We start from the raw sequence: 15,452 nt of genomic DNA, 5'->3' as shown, positions 1-15,452 counted from the left end.
GTCTCCTCAACAGACCGCGATATGCGAATCCGCGCGCGGCTCTGTACCGCCGCAAAGTACGCCGGTCTGCGGGTCGCGGACGATGATCTGGCCGCGACCGTAGTCGGTGAGGTCGCAGGCGATCTCCACCTCGTGGCCACGTCGCGCCAGGCCAAAGGCGAGGTCACGATTGGCGTGCTGCTCGATACCGACCTTCATGCCGCCCAGCCACTGCCAGCGCGGGGCGTCCAGCGCGGCCTGCGGGTTGAGGCCGAAGTCCACCAGGTTCATCACCATCTGCACGTGGCCCTGGGGCTGCATGTAGCCGCCCATCACGCCGAACGGCCCGACGGCCACGCCATCCTTGCTGAGGAAGCCGGGGATGATGGTGTGGAAGGTCTTCTTGCCCGGCGCCAGGGCGTTGGAGTGCGCGGCGTCGAGGCTGAACTCCGAGCCACGGTTCTGCAGGCCGATGCCGCTGTCGGGCAGCACCACGCCGGAGCCGAAGCCGTGGTAGGCGCTCTGGATGAACGAGACCATATTGCCTTCGCCGTCGGCGGTGGCGATGTACACGGTGCCGCTGGAGTGCGGGTCGCCGTGCTTGGGCTCGGCGGCGCGCTCGCCGATCTCGGCGCGGCGCCGCGCGGCATAGTCGTCGGAGAGCAGCGCGGCGGTGCTGACGCGCATGTGCTCGGCGTCGGTGATGTAGTGCAGGCCATCGGCGTAGGCCTTCTTCATCGCTTCGAGCTGGCGGTGCCAGGTGAGCTGGCTGTCGCGCTGGTCGAAGTCGTAGCCCTGGAGAATGTTCAGGGTCATCAGGGCGATCAGGCCCTGGCCGGCCGGCGGGATTTCCCAGACGTCGTAGCCGCGGTAATTGGTCTTGATCGGCTCGACCCACTTGGGCTTGTAGCCGGCCAGGTCAGCGGCGCTCAGCTCGCCACCGGTGGCGGCGGAGTGCGCGGCCAGGCGCTGGGCGAGGGCGCCACGGTAGAAGCTTTCGCACTTGGTTTCGGCCAGTTCGGCCAGGGTTTTCGCCTGGGCCGGGTTGCGGAACAGCTGGCCGGCGCGCGGCGCTTCGCCGTTGACGGTAAAGGTGTCGAACCAGGCTTCCAGCGCCGGCACGGCGGCGCGGCTTTCCTGGTACTCGCGGCGGGCGATTTCCCATTGGTGGGCGACCACCGGGGATACCGGGAAGCCGTCGCGGGCCAGCGCGATGGCCGGTTGCAGCAGGTCGGCGAAGGGCAGTTTGCCGAAGCGTCCGGACAGCTCGGCCCAGGCCGAGGGAATGCCCGGCACGGTGACCGGCAGCCAGCCGTGAACGGGCATCTTGTCGTGCCCGGCGGCTTTCACCTTGTCGATGGAAATGGACGCCGGCGCATGGCCGCTGGCGTCCAGACCGTGCAACTGGTCCTTGACCCAGACCAGGGCGAAGGCGTCGCCGCCGATGGCGCAGCCGGTGGGTTCGACCACGGTCAGCGCGGCGGCGGTGGCGATGGCGGCGTCGATGGCGTTGCCGCCGGCACGCAGCATGGCGATGCCGGCCTCGGCAGCCAGGGGCTGCGAGGCGGCGACCATGCCGTTGCGGGCGAACACGCTCTGGCGCTGGGAAGCGTAGGGGTACTCGTGGGCAGAGAAGCTCAGCATGGAAAACTCTCTTCGGTTCAGCGGTCAGTCTTGATACGGGTCCATTCGCGGGTGATCACGCGCTGGATTTTCGGCGGCAGGTCGGCGGAGACGTAGAGCTTCTCGATCACCGCGTCGCTGGGGTAGATGCCGGGGTTGTCGCGCACTTTCGCATCGAGCAGCGGCGTGGCGTCGGGGTTGGGGTTGGCGTAGCCGACATAGTCGCTCACCGGGGCGATCACCTCCGGGCGCAGCAGGTAGTTCACCAGCTCGTGGGCGCCCTTGGGGTTCTTCGAGTCGCGCGGAATGGCGAGCATGTCGAACCACAGGTTGGCGCCTTCCTTGGGAATCACGTAGCGCACGTCGATCTTCTTGCCGGCTTCCTGGGCGCGGGTCTGCGCCTGCATGACGTCGCCCGAGTAGCCGACGGCCACGCAGATGTCGCCGTTGGCGAGGTCGGTGGTGTACTTCGAGGAGTTGAAGTAGGTGACCGACGGACGCAGCTTCTGCAGCAGCGCCGAGGCCTTGGTGTAGTCGTCCGGGTTGGTGCTGTTCGGGTCCAGACCCAGGTAGTGCAGCGCCTGCGGGATGATCTTCACCGGTGCGTCGAGGAAGGCCACGCCGCAGCCGTGAAGCTTGGCGAGGTTCTCCGGTTTGAAGATCAGGTCCCAGGAATCCAGCGGCGCGTTGTCGCCCAGTGCGGCCTTGACCTTGTCGTAGTTGTAGCCGATGCCCACGGTGCCCCACATGTAGGGCACGGCGTACTGGTTGCCCGGGTCGGCGGCTTCCAGGCGCTTCATCAGGCGCGGGTCTAGGTGCTTCCAGTTGGGCAACTGGGCGCGATCGAGCTTCTGGTACACGCCGGCGTTGATCTGCTTGGTGAGGAACTGGCTGGACGGCACCACCAGGTCGTAGCCCGAGTGCCCGGAGAGCAGCTTGGCTTCGAGCATCTCGTTGGTGTCGAAGACGTCGTACTGGACCTTGATGCCGGTGTCCTTCTCGAAGTTCTTCAGGGTGTCCGGGCCCATGTAGTCGGACCAGTTGTAGAAGCGCACCAGCTTGTCGTCGGCTTGCGCGGCGGTGGCGCAGGCGAGAAGGGTGAACAGCAGAACTCCATTACGCATGAGCTTTCCTTTCTTCATTAGTCAGAGGACACGGCTGAGGAATTCCCGCGTACGCGGGTGGTGCGGATTGCCGAAGACCTGCGCGGGCGGGCCTTCTTCGATGAGTTCGCCCTGGTGCAGCACCACCACGCGGTCGGCCACTTCGCGGGCGAAGCCCATCTCGTGGGTGACGACCACCATGGTCATGCCTTCGTCGGCCAGCTCCTTCATCACCTGCAGCACTTCGCCAACGGTTTCCGGGTCGAGAGCGCTGGTAGGTTCGTCGAAGAGCATCGCCTGGGGCTTCATCGCCAGGGCGCGGGCGATGGCCACGCGCTGCTGCTGGCCGCCGGAAAGCTGGCCGGGGTAGTGCTCGGCCTTGTCCGACAGACGCACGCGGGCGAGCAGCCGGCGTGCCTGCTCCAGCGCTTCGCCCTTGGGCACGCCGAGCACCTGGGTCGGCGCTTCGATGATGTTCTCCAGCACGGTCATGTGCGGGAACAGGTTGAAGCGCTGGAACACCATGCCGATGTCGCGGCGACGCCGGGCGATGTTGCTTTCCGAATCACGCACGAGCTTGCCGTCGAGGCGCTCGCGGTAGCCCATCAGCTCGCCGTTGACGCGGATACTGCCGCCCTGGATGTCTTCCAGGTGGTTCATGCAGCGGATGAAGGTGGTCTTGCCCGAGCCGGAGGCGCCGATCAGCACCACCACTTCCCCGCGGTGCACTTCCAGGGAAACGCCCTTGAGGATTTCCAGCTCGCCGAAGGCCTTGTGCACGTCGCGGGCCTGGATCACCACGTCTTTCATGTCCGGGATCATCTCAACGCCCCCTCAGCAGTTTCATCGCCTGGCGGCCGAACATGCGGTTCGGTGCGGCGGCCTGGCCGTCGGATTTGCCGAAGCGCACTTCCAGCCAGCGCTGGAAGAAGCCCCACAGGGTGGTCAGCGCCAGGAAGTAGATCGCCACGACCAGGTACAGCTCGAACACGCGGAAGGTCGCCGAGGTGACCATCTGGGTGCTCAGCAGCAGTTCCTGCACGCCGATCACGCTGACCAGCGTGGTGTTCTTCAGCATCACGTTGAACTCGTTGCCCAGCGGCGGAACGATCACCCGGAACGCCTGGGGCAGCACGATGCGGCGCATCAGCTTGGGGAAGGTCATGCCAAGGGATTTGCCGGCCTCGTACTGGCCCTTGTCCACCGCGCCGATGCCGGCGCGGATGATCTCGGCCATGTACGCGCCTTCGTTGAGGCCCAGGGCGATGATTGCCGCCTGGATGTTGCCGGGCAGGACGAACAGCCCCAGGTCCAGGTCCTCGAAGCGGAAGATGCCGCCAGCGGCCAGTGCGGTGTAGAGGAAGACGATCTGCACCAGCAGCGGCGTGCCACGCATCAGCCACACGTAGAAGCGCACCGGGTATTGCAGCAGAGGGTTGGTGGAAAGGCGCATCAGCGCCGCCAGCAACCCGAGCACGCAGCCCAGGAGCATGGCGCTGACGGCGATCACGCAGGTCAGCCAGAGGCCGTAGAGGTAGATGTCGCTCGGCCGCAGCAGGTACTGCCAGAACACGTCCCAACTGAAGTTCATGTCTCGTTACCTCAGTCCAGTTTGTCGCCTTCGATGTGCCACTTGGCCAGGAGCGCGGCGTAGCTGCCGTCGGCCTGCATGTCCTTGATGATCTGCGTGACGGCTTCGCTGAGCTGCTTGTCTTCCTTGCGGATGCCCAGGCCGGTGAGAATGCGCGCAAAGGCCGGCACGCCGATCTCGAACAGGTCCGGCGCCATGCTCTGGTAGTAGCCAGCGGTTTCCACGGTGGTGCCGTAGGCGTCGGTCTGGCGGATGCGCAGGGACTGGAAGGCGTCGGTGTCGGTGTTGTAGACCACCACCTTCATCGGCGGCTTGCCGGCCTTGGCCAGCTTCTCGTTGTGGGCGTCGAGCAGGGTGCGGATGGTCGAGCCGTTGAGCACGGCGACCTTCTTCCCGGAGAGGTCGTCCAGGCTGCGGATGCCCTCGGGGTTGCCCTTGCCGACCACCACGGCCTGGCTGGAATACATGTAGTTGACCATGTCGATCACTTCGCGCCGTTCGGGCTTGTCGAACAGTTGGTCCACCAGCATGTCGCACTGGCCGGCGAGCAGCGCCGGGATCAGCCCGGAGAAGGGCGTGATGCGCCAGTCGATCTTCTTGTCGCCCAGGCGCTTGGCGATGGCTTCGCCGAGGTCGATGGTGACCCCGGTGAGCTTCTGGTTGGCGTCATAGAAGCCCATGGGCGGGGAGTCCATGCCGCCGCAGAAAGTGACCTTGCTGGCGTTCTGCAAGCGGTCGGGAATCTTCACTTCGGCGTGCGCCAGCGGGGCGGCCAGGCAAAGGGCGAGAAGGCACTGCGGGATCCTGCGTTCGAACATGTTGCTCTCCGGGGTGGGGTTGCCAGGGGCAGTTCAGGGGCACAGAAGTACGGGTCTAGGCGCCCGTTGCTTCGATTCTCTTCGGTGGATTGCGGCTCAGGTGGCTTGCGCCTCCAGGAATTTGGCCAGGGACGGAATCGTCCCCTCGATGTGGTCGCAGATCACCCGCTCGGCTTCGCGGGCATCGCCCGAGCGCAGGGCGTCGAGGATCACCGCGTGTTCCTCGCGGGCGCTCATGGGCTTGTCGACGTGCTGCAGCCACAGGCGCATGTGCGGCTCGATCACCGAGTACAGCGCGGTGATCTGGCGCAGCAGGCGAGGGCGCCTGGCGAGGCTGCAGAGGTATTCGTGGAAGGCGCGGTGGCGGCTGACCCACTCGGCGCTGTCGTCGCGGTAGTCGTCCATCTCGTCGAGCATGCGCTCCAGGCGCGAGAGGTCGCGGTCGGTCAGTTGCGGCACGGCAATGCGGATCGCCAGTCCTTCGAGGGCGCTGCGCATCTCGAAGACTTCGCGCATTTCCTCGATGTTCAGGCCGCTGACGATGGCGCCGCGATTGGGCCGCAGGGTCACCAGGCCTTCGGCGTCCAGGCGCTTGAAGGCGCCGCGCACCGGCATGCGGCTCATGCCGATCTCGCTGGCAATGTCCTCGGCCACCAGGCGGTCGCCGGTTTTGTAGCGACCGGTGCAGATGGCCTGGAGGAGGTAGTCGTAGGCCTCGTCTTCGGCACTCATCGGTGGGCGGGCAGCGGGTACCAGGCGCATGAAGTGTTTCCTCGTGGATTTTTGGATCCAATTATCCATGCATGCAATTAAGCAGGTGCCGTGCCAATGATGGCGAAATGATTTGAATCGCGCGGAGTAGAGCGGCGTGGGTGGGAAAGTGCCGTAGGAAAGGAGGGTTTGAATGGGATCGATTGGTAACGTATTGGCTGGGTTATGCGCGCTTACGGTGCGAATCGGTAACGCCGTGGTGCAAATGCTGGCGTGGCTTTCGTAGGAGCGGAGCTTCTCCGCGATCACCGCGATAGCGGTGCGGTGCCTCACACCGGCCTGGCGGCCGGGTCGCGGACAAGGTCCGCTCCTACGGGGGGGAATGTCCGTGCGCACGGCCGGAGCACACCTACATACAAACCGCCCGGTCGATACTTGACTGCAACCGGTAACGTATTGGCTGGGTTATGCGCGCTTACGGTGCGAATCGGTAACGCCGTGGTGCAAATGCTGGCGTGGCTTTCGTAGGAGCGGAGCTTCTCCGCGATCACCGCGATAGCGGTGGGGTGGTCCACACCGGCCTGGCGGCCGGGTCGCGGACAAGGTCCGCTCCTACAGGGGGGAGTGTCCGTGCGCACCTTCGGAACACAACTACACACAAACCGTCCGGTCGATACTTGACTGCAATGGTTGGTGATACCCGCTTCATTCGCTAGAATGCCCAAACGTTTCAGCAGACCATGCATCCCTCCCACAACAAAAGCCAAAGCCGAAGGCTTTGCGTGTCTCTCTGCGCAGGACGTCCCTCTTCTTCATCGATCTGGCCAAAGAGCCGGCGGAGAGGGAAATGAGCCCTGTCTACACTGTCATCGAACGTCGCCCCTGCTTGTTCTCAGGCGCGGGCCTTCACGCGGATCGCTGCCAGTGGAACAGGCCAAGCCCTAACGACGAGAACTCTTTCGATGATCAAGAAAGTTAGCGGGGCACTGCTGGGCCTCGCCTTGGCAGTGAATTGCGCGCCCGCCTTCGCGGAAACCAAGAAAGTCGACGTGCTGCTGATCGGCGGCGGCATCATGAGCACCACCCTGGGCGTCTGGCTCAACGAGCTGGAACCGGGTTGGTCGATGGAAATGGTCGAGCGCCTCGACGGCGTCGCCCAGGAAAGCTCCAACGGCTGGAATAACGCCGGCACCGGCCACTCCGCCCTGGCCGAGCTGAACTACACGCCCGAGGACAAGGACGGCAACGTCACCATCGCCAAGGCGGTCGAGATCAACGAGTCCTTCCAGATTTCCCGTCAGTTCTGGGCCTGGCAGGTGCAGAACGGCGTGCTGAAGAACCCGCGCTCGTTCATCAACTCCACCCCGCACATGAGCTTCGTCTGGGGCGACGACAACATCGCCTTCCTCAAGAAGCGCTATGAAGCCCTGCAGGCCAGCCCGCTGTTCCGTGGCATGCAATATTCCGAGGACCCGGCGCAGATCGCCAAGTGGGTGCCCCTGATGATGCAGGGCCGCGACCCGGCCCAGAAGATCGCCGCCACCTGGACGCCTATCGGCACCGACGTGAACTTCGGCGAGATCACCCGCCAGTTCGCCGGCTACCTGCAGACCAAGCCGAACTTCAGCCTGAAGCTCTCCAGCGAGGTCGAGAACATCACCCGCAACGACGATGGCACCTGGCGCGTCGAGTACAAGAACCTGAAGGACGGCACCGTCACCGAGACTGACGCCAAGTTCGTCTTCATCGGTGCCGGCGGCGGCGCACTGCGCCTGTTGCAGAAATCCGGCATCGAGGAAGCCAAGGACTACGCCGGTTTCCCGGTGGGCGGTTCGTTCCTGGTCACCGAGAACCCGACCATTGCCCAGCAGCACCTGGCCAAGGCCTACGGCAAGGCGTCGGTCGGCGCGCCGCCGATGTCCGTGCCGCACCTGGACACTCGCGTGCTCGACGGCAAGCGCGTGATCCTCTTCGGGCCGTTCGCCACCTTCTCCACCAAGTTCCTCAAGGAAGGTTCCTACCTCGACCTGCTGGGCAGCACCAACGTCCACAACGTCTGGCCGATGACCCGCGTGGGCATCGATGAGTATCCGCTGGTGGAATACCTCGCTGGCCAACTGATGCTCTCCGACGAGGATCGCCTCGCCGCACTGCGCGAGTACTTCCCGGAAGCCAAGGCCGAAGACTGGCGCCTGTGGCAGGCCGGCCAGCGCGTGCAGATCATCAAGCGTGACGAAGAGAAGGGCGGCGTGCTGAAGCTGGGCACCGAGATCGTCGCCTCCGCCGACGGCAGCATTGCCGGCCTGCTGGGCGCCTCGCCGGGTGCTTCCACCGCTGCGCCGATCATGCTCAACGTGCTGGAGAAGGTGTTCAAGGACAAGCTCGCCACGCCCGAGTGGCAGGCCAAGGTCCACCAGATCGTCCCGAGCTACGGCACCAAGCTCAACGACAGCCCGGAGAAAACCTTCGAGGAGTGGAGCTATACCGCCAAGGTCCTGCAACTGGACCCGCCGCCGGCTATCGACCAGGCCCCGGCCGCGCAGCCCTCGGAGGCCAAGCCGGCCGAAAAGGCTGCCAGCGACCTGGCACTCTGATCCATGCAAACGAAAACCGGGGCTGATGCCCCGGTTTTCTTTTCTACGCCTGGCAATTAGCCGCGCGAGGCTTTCCAGCGGCGAATCACCAGCTTCTCCAGCTCCACCGCGAAGAACACCGCAATGCCTATCCCTAACGAGATCAGCCAGCCGCTGAAGGGCAGGGCGACGGTGTGGAAGGCGGTCTGCATGAACGGCACGTAGATCACGAAGCACTGCAGCAGGATCAGCGCCAGGGTCACGGTGAGCAGCGCGCCGTTGCGCAGCAGCGCCAGGTTCAGCGAGAACTCTTCCTGCAGGCGGCAGTTGAACAGGTAGGCCCACTGCGCGGTGACCAGGGTGTGCAGGATCATGGTGCGGATGTGGTCGGTGTCCTGGCCGTTACTGACCATCCAGGCTTCCAGCAGGAACGCTGCGGCGGTGAGCAGGCCGCCCACGTAGAGCACGCGCCAGACGGCGAAGCCATTGAGGATCGACTTCTTCGCATTGCGCGGTGCGCGACGCATCATCCCCGGCTCGCCGGGCTCGAAGGCCAGGGCGAAGGACAGGGTGGTGGAGGTCGCCATGTTCATCCAGAGAATCTGCAGCGGCGCCAGCGGGATCACCGCGCCGGCGAGGATCGCCATGACGATCAGCAGGCCCTGGGCCATGTTGGTCGGCAGGATGAACAGCACGGTCTTCTTCAGGTTGTCGTAGACCCGGCGCCCCTCGCGCACGGCGCCGGCGATGGTGGAGAAGTTGTCGTCGGTGAGCACCATGTCGGCGGCTTCCTTGGTCACCTCGGTGCCCTTGATGCCCATGGCAATGCCCACGTCGGCCTGCTTCAGCGCCGGGGCGTCGTTGACTCCGTCGCCGGTCATGCCGACCACTTCGCCGTTGGCCTGCAGCGCACGCACCAAGCGCAGCTTGTGCTCGGGGCTGGTGCGGGCGAACACCGAATACTGCATGGCGACGGATTTCAGCTGAGTGTCATCGGCCTGCTCCAGCTCCTGGCCGGTCATGGCGCGCAGGTCGGTGCCCATGCCGAGCATGCCGGCGATGGCCACGGCGGTGTCCGGGTGGTCGCCGGTGATCATCTTCACCTGGATGCCGGCGCGCTTGCACAGCGCGATGGCTTCGATGGCCTCCGGGCGCGGCGGGTCGAGCAGGCCGGCGACGCCGAGGAAGATCATGCCGTCCTGCACGTCCTCGTGGTCGATCACGCCATCATCGGGCTGCACCGGCTTGTACGCGGCGGCGAGCATGCGCAGGCCTTGCCCGGCAATGAAGCTCATCTCGCGCTCCCAGAACGCGCGGCCCAGCGGCTCCACGCCTTGGGCGCCGAGCTGTTGCTGGCACATGCGCAGCAGCACGTCCGGCGCGCCTTTGAGGTAGATCAGGTTCTGGCCGGCGACATCGCAGCGCCGCGCCATGTACTTGTAGGCCGAGTCGAAGGGAATCTTGCCGAACTTCTGGAACTCCACGTCGGGCAGGGGCGCCTTGCGCGCCAGGACTTTCAGCGCACCTTCGGTGGGCCCGCCGACCACACCCCAGCGGCCTTCGTCGTTGAGCTGCAGGCTGCTGTCGTTGCAGATGTCCACCGCGCGGATGAAGGCTTCCAGCGAGCCGTGTTGCGACCAATCCAGTTCGTCACTCGTGCCGCCGAAGGTGATGCGACCCTTGGGTTCGTAGCTCTGGCCTTCGACGCTGTAGAGGCCGTTGGCGAGCAGCACGCTCTTCACGGTCATCTCGTTCATGGTCAGGGTGCCGGTCTTGTCCGAGCAGATCACACTCATGGCGCCCAGGGTTTCCACTGTGGGCAGCTTGCGGATGATCGCCTTGTTCTGCGCCATGCGCTGCACGCCCAGGGACAGGATGATCGAGACGATCGCCGGCAGGCCCTCGGGCACCGAGGCCACGGCCAGGCTGATCAGCGACAGCAGCAGCTCGCCGAAGGGGTAGTCGTGCCAGAAGAAGCCGATGACGAACAGCACCAGCATCATGCCGATGATCAGCTGGAAGATGCGCTTGCCCAGCTCGGCGATCTGCCGCAGCAGAGGGGTTTCGCTCTCGTCGACATTGGCGATCAGCTTGTTGATACGGCCCAGTTCAGTATTCGCACCGGTCTCGATGACCACGCCGCGGGCGTTGCCGGCGCTGACGTTGGTGCCGGAGAACCCGAGGTTCAGGCGGTCGGCCAGCAGCGCGTCCTTGTCCAGGGCATCGGCCTGCTTGCCGACGGTGAGGGACTCGCCGGTGAGCATGGATTCCTCGACCTGCAGGTGATGCACGTCGAACAGGCGCACGTCGGCGGGGATCTTGTCGCCGGGGCGCAGGATGACGATGTCGCCGGGCACCAGCTGGGCGGCGTCCATCTCGATCTTCTTGCCGTTGCGTACCACACGCGCGGTGCTGCTGAGCATGCCGCGCAGGGCAGCGAGGGATTTCTCCGCCTTGTTCTCCTGGAAGAAGCCGATGCCGGCGTTGATCACCGCCACCAGCAGGATGACGACGGTGTCGGTCCAGTGGCCCATCAGCGCGGTGGCCACGGCGGCGGCCAGGAGGATGTAGATCAGCACGTCGTTGAAGTGCCGGGCGAAGCGCAGCCAGAGTGGATCGACGGCCTTGGCCGGCAGTGCGTTGGGGCCGACACGCAGCAGGCGTGCGCCGGCATCCTCGGGGGACAATCCATCGGCGCTGGTCTGCAGGTCGGTTATGGTCTGTTCGATGGACTTGCGGTACCAGTCGGTCCCTCGTGGATCGCTGTCGGTGGGTTGTGGTGCAGTCATGCGTTGGCTCCCGGCTGCTGCCTCGTGGGAAAGTGGGTCACTGCGAGCAGCGTAGGCCTAGGAAACCGCTGTAGGACTGTCATACCTCAAGGTTCGGCCCATCCAGACTGAACCTATGCTGAACAACTTGCTCATGCCCTCGATCCCACGCAGCGCCCCATCCTCGGCCGCGCTGAGTGGCCCCACCTGCCGTGCCGCCCGAAACCTCCTGTAACACGGCATTGAGCCAATTTCCGCTCATAGCCTTTTACCGCATGAGCCGATCAATAACTGCAATAGCAGGCTGGCCCATTTGATCTATCTTCTGATGGGTTGTGCGAATACAAGGCGCCAACGATAGGCGCCCACAAGGAGCCTGCAATGAGTGAAGAAAAGAAAGGTAGCTGCCCGTTCCACCAGACCGCTGGTGGTGGCACCTCCAACCGTGACTGGTGGCCCAACCAGCTGCGGCTGGACCTGTTGCACCAGCATTCTTCCAAGTCCAACCCGATGGGTGAGGACTTCAACTACGCCGAAGCCTTCAAGACGCTCGACCTGGAAGCGGTGAAGGCCGACCTGCGCGCCGTGATGACCGATTCCCAGGAATGGTGGCCAGCGGACTTCGGTCATTACGGGCCGCTGTTCATCCGCATGGCCTGGCACGCCGCCGGCACCTACCGCATCGGCGATGGCCGTGGCGGCGCCGGGCGCGGCCAGCAACGCTTCGCCCCGCTCAACAGCTGGCCGGACAACGTCAGCCTGGACAAGGCCCGTCGGCTGATCTGGCCGATCAAGCAGAAGTACGGCGCGAAGCTGTCCTGGGCCGACCTGATCGTCCTCACCGGTAACGTCGCCCTGGAATCCATGGGCTTCAAGACCTTTGGCTTCGCCGGCGGTCGCGAGGATGTCTGGGAACCGGACATGGACGTGTACTGGGGTGAGGAGACCACCTGGCTGGGTGGCGACAAGCGCTATACCGGCGACCGTGACCTGGAGAATCCCCTGGCCGCCGTGCAGATGGGCCTGATCTACGTGAACCCGGAGGGCCCCAACGGCAACCCCGACCCGGTGGCTGCCGCGCGCGACATCCGCGAAACCTTCGCGCGCATGGCCATGGACGACGAGGAAACCGTGGCCCTCATCGCCGGCGGCCATACCTTCGGCAAGACCCACGGCGCGGGGCCCGCATCCCACGTCGGCGTCGACCCGGAAGCCGGTGGCCTGGAAAACCAGGGGCTGGGCTGGGTCAGCTCGTTCGGCAGCGGTTCCGGTGGCGATGCCATCACCAGCGGCCTGGAAGTCACCTGGACCTCCACACCGACTCGCTGGAGCAACAACTTCTTCTGGAACCTGTTCGGCTACGAGTGGGAACTGACCAAGAGCCCGGCCGGCGCGCACCAGTGGCAGCCAAAGAATGGCGCTGGTGCCGGCAGCATTCCCGATGCCCACGACAAGAGCAAACGCCGCGCGCCGACCATGCTGACCACCGACATCTCGCTGCGCGTCGATCCGATCTACGAGAAGATTTCCCGTCGCTTCTATGAAGATCCCGACGCGTTCGCCGATGCTTTCGCCCGCGCCTGGTTCAAGCTGACCCACCGCGACATGGGCCCGCTGGCCCGTTACCTGGGGCCGGAAGTTCCAACCGAGGAACTGATCTGGCAGGACCCGATCCCGGCAGTGAATCATCCGCTGGTGGACGAGAAGGATGTGATCGCGCTGAAGGCCAGGGTGCTGGCATCGGGCTTGTCGGTCGGTGAACTGGTATCCACCGCCTGGGCCTCGGCCTCGACCTTCCGTGGCTCCGACAAGCGAGGCGGCGCCAACGGTGCGCGCATTCGCCTGGCGCCGCAGAAGGACTGGCCGGTGAACCAGCCTGAACAGTTGGCCAAGGTGCTTGGCGTGCTGGGTGAAATCCAGTCCGAGTTCAACGCCTCTGCCGGCGGCGGCAAGAAGATCTCCCTGGCCGACCTGATCGTCCTGGCCGGTGATGCCGCGGTGGAAGAGGCCGCGCGCAAGGGCGGCCATACCGTCAGCGTGCCGTTCGCGCCGGGCCGCATGGACGCCAGCCAGGAGCAGACCGACGTGCACTCGGTCGGCATGCTGGAGCCGGTGGCCGATGGCTTCCGCAACTTCCAGAAGGCGAAGTTCGCTGTCCCGGCCGAAGCCCTGCTGATCGACAAGGCACAGCTGCTGACCCTGACCGCGCCGGAAGTCACCGCGCTGATCGGCGGCCTGCGCGTGCTGGGCGCCAACACCGGTGGCTCGCAGAACGGTGTGTTTACCGGGCGTCCCGGTACTCTCAGCAATGACTTCTTCGTCAACCTGCTGGACATGGGCACCGTGTGGAAACCGACCTCGCCGGACAACGACCAGTTCGAAGGCCGCGACCGCAAGACCGGCGAAGCCAAGTGGACCGGTAGCCGCATCGACCTGCTATTGGGATCAAACTCCCAGCTGCGGGCGTTGTCGGAGGTCTATGGTTGCTCGGACGGCGAACGCAGGTTCGTCGACGACTTCGTCAAGGCCTGGACCAAGGTGATGAACCTCGATCGCTTCGATCTGCCGCGCTGATTCGGGCAGGGTAGAAGCAAGGGCCCGCGGACGAGCGATCGTTCGCGGGCCTTGTCGTTCGTGTGGGGACCGGCCGTCGCAAGACTTTCACAGGCCGCCGGCAGACTGGGCCGCTTAACCGTTACCCGCCGAAAGGGGTCTCGCCTATGCGTCGCTGCATCATCGCCGTACTGGCTACCTTCGCGCTGGCCGTTGCCAGCTTCACCACCGTTGCCGAGGAGTCTCCCGGTCGGGCACTGAGCGAGGCCGCCGGTGTTCCCTGGCCAACGGTGATCGCCCACCGCGGCGCTTCCCACGACGCACCGGAAGAAACCGCGCCGGCCTATCTGGTCGCTCGCGACCTCGGTGCGGACTACCTGGAAGCGGACCTGCAGCGGACCCGGGATGGTGTGCTGGTGGCTGTCCACGACGACACCCTGGAGCGCACCACCGATATCGCCAAGGTCTTCCCCGGTCGCGAGAAGGACCCGGTGAGCAAGTTCACCCTGGCGGAACTCAAGCGCCTGGATGCCGGTAGCTGGTTCAACGCCACCTATCCCGAGCGTGCCCGCTCAAAGTTCGCGGGCGTACGCATCCTCACTCTGGATGAGCTGATCGATATCGCCGAAGGTGGCGGCGAAACGCCCGGTTTGTACCTGGAAACCAAGGCGCCGGGGCAGTTCCCCGGCATCGAGGAAGACCTGCGCAAGGCATTGGAAAATCGTGGCTGGCTGAACGCCGACGGTGAGCCCCAGGGCAAGATCGTCCTGCAGACCTTCGAGAAGGGCAGCCTGGAGCTTTTGCAGAAGAGCATGCCGAAGGTGCCCAAGGTCCTGCTGTTGTGGGTCGGTGATGGCTACATGGAGGCGAAGAAGGCGACCACCTTTGCGCAATCGGGCGAGAAGATCAAAGCCGATTTCTACGCCGGGCAAGAAGTGAAGTCCGACGCCGAATTCTTCGCCTGGCTGGACTGGGCCAAGGCCCACGGCGCGCTGGGCGCCGGCCCTTCGGCGACGCTGACGGCGCGCGGCGACCAGAGCTACATGGACCTGGTCAAACCCTGGATGAACCAGGCCGCTCACGAGCGTGGGCTGTTCGTGCACGCCTACACGGTGGATGACGCCGTGGACTTCAACAAGCTGCAGGCCGCCGGCGTGGATGGCTTCTTCACCAACCGCACGGACGAATTGCTGCACTTCCTCGGTCGGCCGCCAAGCCGCAGTGTGGCGGAAGTGCTGAGCTCGGTGGGTTACTGAGCCGGCGGCGCCTACCGTACTACGCTTGCAGAAGCGCATCAGCGCCATCAGGAGATCGTCCATGAAAGCCAGTCAACTCATTCCCGCCATCCTCACCGCCGCCTTGCTGCCACTGTCGCTCGCCCACGCGGCGGGCCTCAGCGATGTCGCCGGCTCGCTCGGTGGCTTGGGCAACCTGTCGTCGATGTCCTCCAGCAGCAGTAGCAACGTTGCCGGTGTCCTCGAGTTCTGCGCGAAGAACAACTACCTCAATGCCAACAGCGCGACCCAGGTGAAGGACTCGCTGCTGAGCAAGCTGCCCGGCAACACCACGACCAGCGATAGCGGCTACAAGGATGGCGCCAAGGGCGTCGTCACCGGCACGGATGGCAAGAGCCTCGATCTGTCCGGCGGTGGCCTGAAGGAAAAGGTCACCAAGCAGGTGTGCGAAAAGATCCTCAGCCAGGGCAAGTCGCTGCTCTGACTGCGACCGGGCAG

Annotated in this window: 11 protein-coding genes; 4 read left to right on the top strand and 7 right to left on the bottom strand. The window is 64.9% G+C overall.

Annotated elements, in window-relative coordinates:
* Nucleotides 1–6: 6 nt before the first annotated feature.
* The 6 genes from JVX91_RS20230 to JVX91_RS20205 form a co-directional block, all read right to left on the bottom strand.
* Nucleotides 7–1,623: a gamma-glutamyltransferase family protein gene (locus tag JVX91_RS20230; RefSeq protein ID WP_205335942.1), complete on the bottom strand. Its 1,617-nt coding sequence runs from the start codon at nt 1,621–1,623 to the stop codon at nt 7–9.
* Nucleotides 1,624–1,640: 17 nt separating this feature from the next.
* Nucleotides 1,641–2,726, bottom strand: coding sequence for a polyamine ABC transporter substrate-binding protein (locus JVX91_RS20225; protein WP_205335941.1), 1,086 nt, complete (start codon nt 2,724–2,726; stop codon nt 1,641–1,643).
* A gap of 21 nt (nt 2,727–2,747) precedes the next feature.
* Complete coding sequence (locus tag JVX91_RS20220; RefSeq protein ID WP_240201631.1) at nt 2,748–3,527, bottom strand: amino acid ABC transporter ATP-binding protein; 780 nt, start codon at nt 3,525–3,527, stop codon at nt 2,748–2,750.
* Nucleotide 3,528: 1 nt separating this feature from the next.
* Complete coding sequence (locus tag JVX91_RS20215) at nt 3,529–4,296, bottom strand: amino acid ABC transporter permease (protein ID WP_205335940.1); 768 nt, start codon at nt 4,294–4,296, stop codon at nt 3,529–3,531.
* An 11-nt stretch (nt 4,297–4,307) separates the two neighbouring features.
* Entirely contained in the window at nt 4,308–5,114 is an 807-nt protein-coding gene (locus JVX91_RS20210) for an ABC transporter substrate-binding protein (RefSeq protein ID WP_037009662.1), read from the bottom strand.
* A gap of 96 nt (nt 5,115–5,210) precedes the next feature.
* Entirely contained in the window at nt 5,211–5,876 is a 666-nt protein-coding gene (locus JVX91_RS20205) for a GntR family transcriptional regulator (protein WP_205335939.1), read from the bottom strand.
* Nucleotides 5,877–6,787: 911 nt separating this feature from the next.
* Between JVX91_RS20205 and mqo the strand changes: the two genes are divergently transcribed.
* Nucleotides 6,788–8,419, top strand: a complete 1,632-nt coding sequence (gene mqo / locus JVX91_RS20200) for a malate dehydrogenase (quinone) (RefSeq protein ID WP_205335938.1) — start codon at nt 6,788–6,790, stop codon at nt 8,417–8,419.
* A gap of 56 nt (nt 8,420–8,475) precedes the next feature.
* On the opposite strand, the gene JVX91_RS20195 is transcribed toward mqo, so the two are convergent.
* Nucleotides 8,476–11,187, bottom strand: coding sequence for a cation-transporting P-type ATPase (locus tag JVX91_RS20195; RefSeq protein WP_205335937.1), 2,712 nt, complete (start codon nt 11,185–11,187; stop codon nt 8,476–8,478).
* A 360-nt stretch (nt 11,188–11,547) separates the two neighbouring features.
* On the opposite strand from JVX91_RS20195, the gene katG reads away from it, so the two are divergent.
* From katG to JVX91_RS20180, 3 genes are all read left to right on the top strand, one after another.
* Nucleotides 11,548–13,740 carry a catalase/peroxidase HPI gene (katG, locus tag JVX91_RS20190; RefSeq protein ID WP_205335936.1) on the top strand — a complete coding sequence of 731 codons (2,193 nt, stop codon included), beginning with the start codon at nt 11,548–11,550 and terminating at the stop codon, nt 13,738–13,740.
* Nucleotides 13,741–13,886: 146 nt separating this feature from the next.
* Nucleotides 13,887–14,975, top strand: a complete 1,089-nt coding sequence (locus JVX91_RS20185; RefSeq protein WP_205335935.1) for a glycerophosphodiester phosphodiesterase — start codon at nt 13,887–13,889, stop codon at nt 14,973–14,975.
* A gap of 61 nt (nt 14,976–15,036) precedes the next feature.
* On the top strand, nt 15,037–15,438 hold the full coding sequence (locus JVX91_RS20180) for a DUF2501 domain-containing protein (RefSeq protein ID WP_205335934.1): 402 nt from the start codon (nt 15,037–15,039) through the stop codon (nt 15,436–15,438).
* Nucleotides 15,439–15,452 lie beyond the last annotated feature (14 nt).

Origin of the sequence: Pseudomonas sp. PDNC002 (assembly GCF_016919445.1) — a bacterium.
Classification (GTDB): Bacteria; Pseudomonadota; Gammaproteobacteria; order Pseudomonadales; family Pseudomonadaceae; genus Pseudomonas.
Note: the sequence above shows the minus strand (reverse complement) of the source record. Positions and strands in the feature narration are given on the sequence as shown.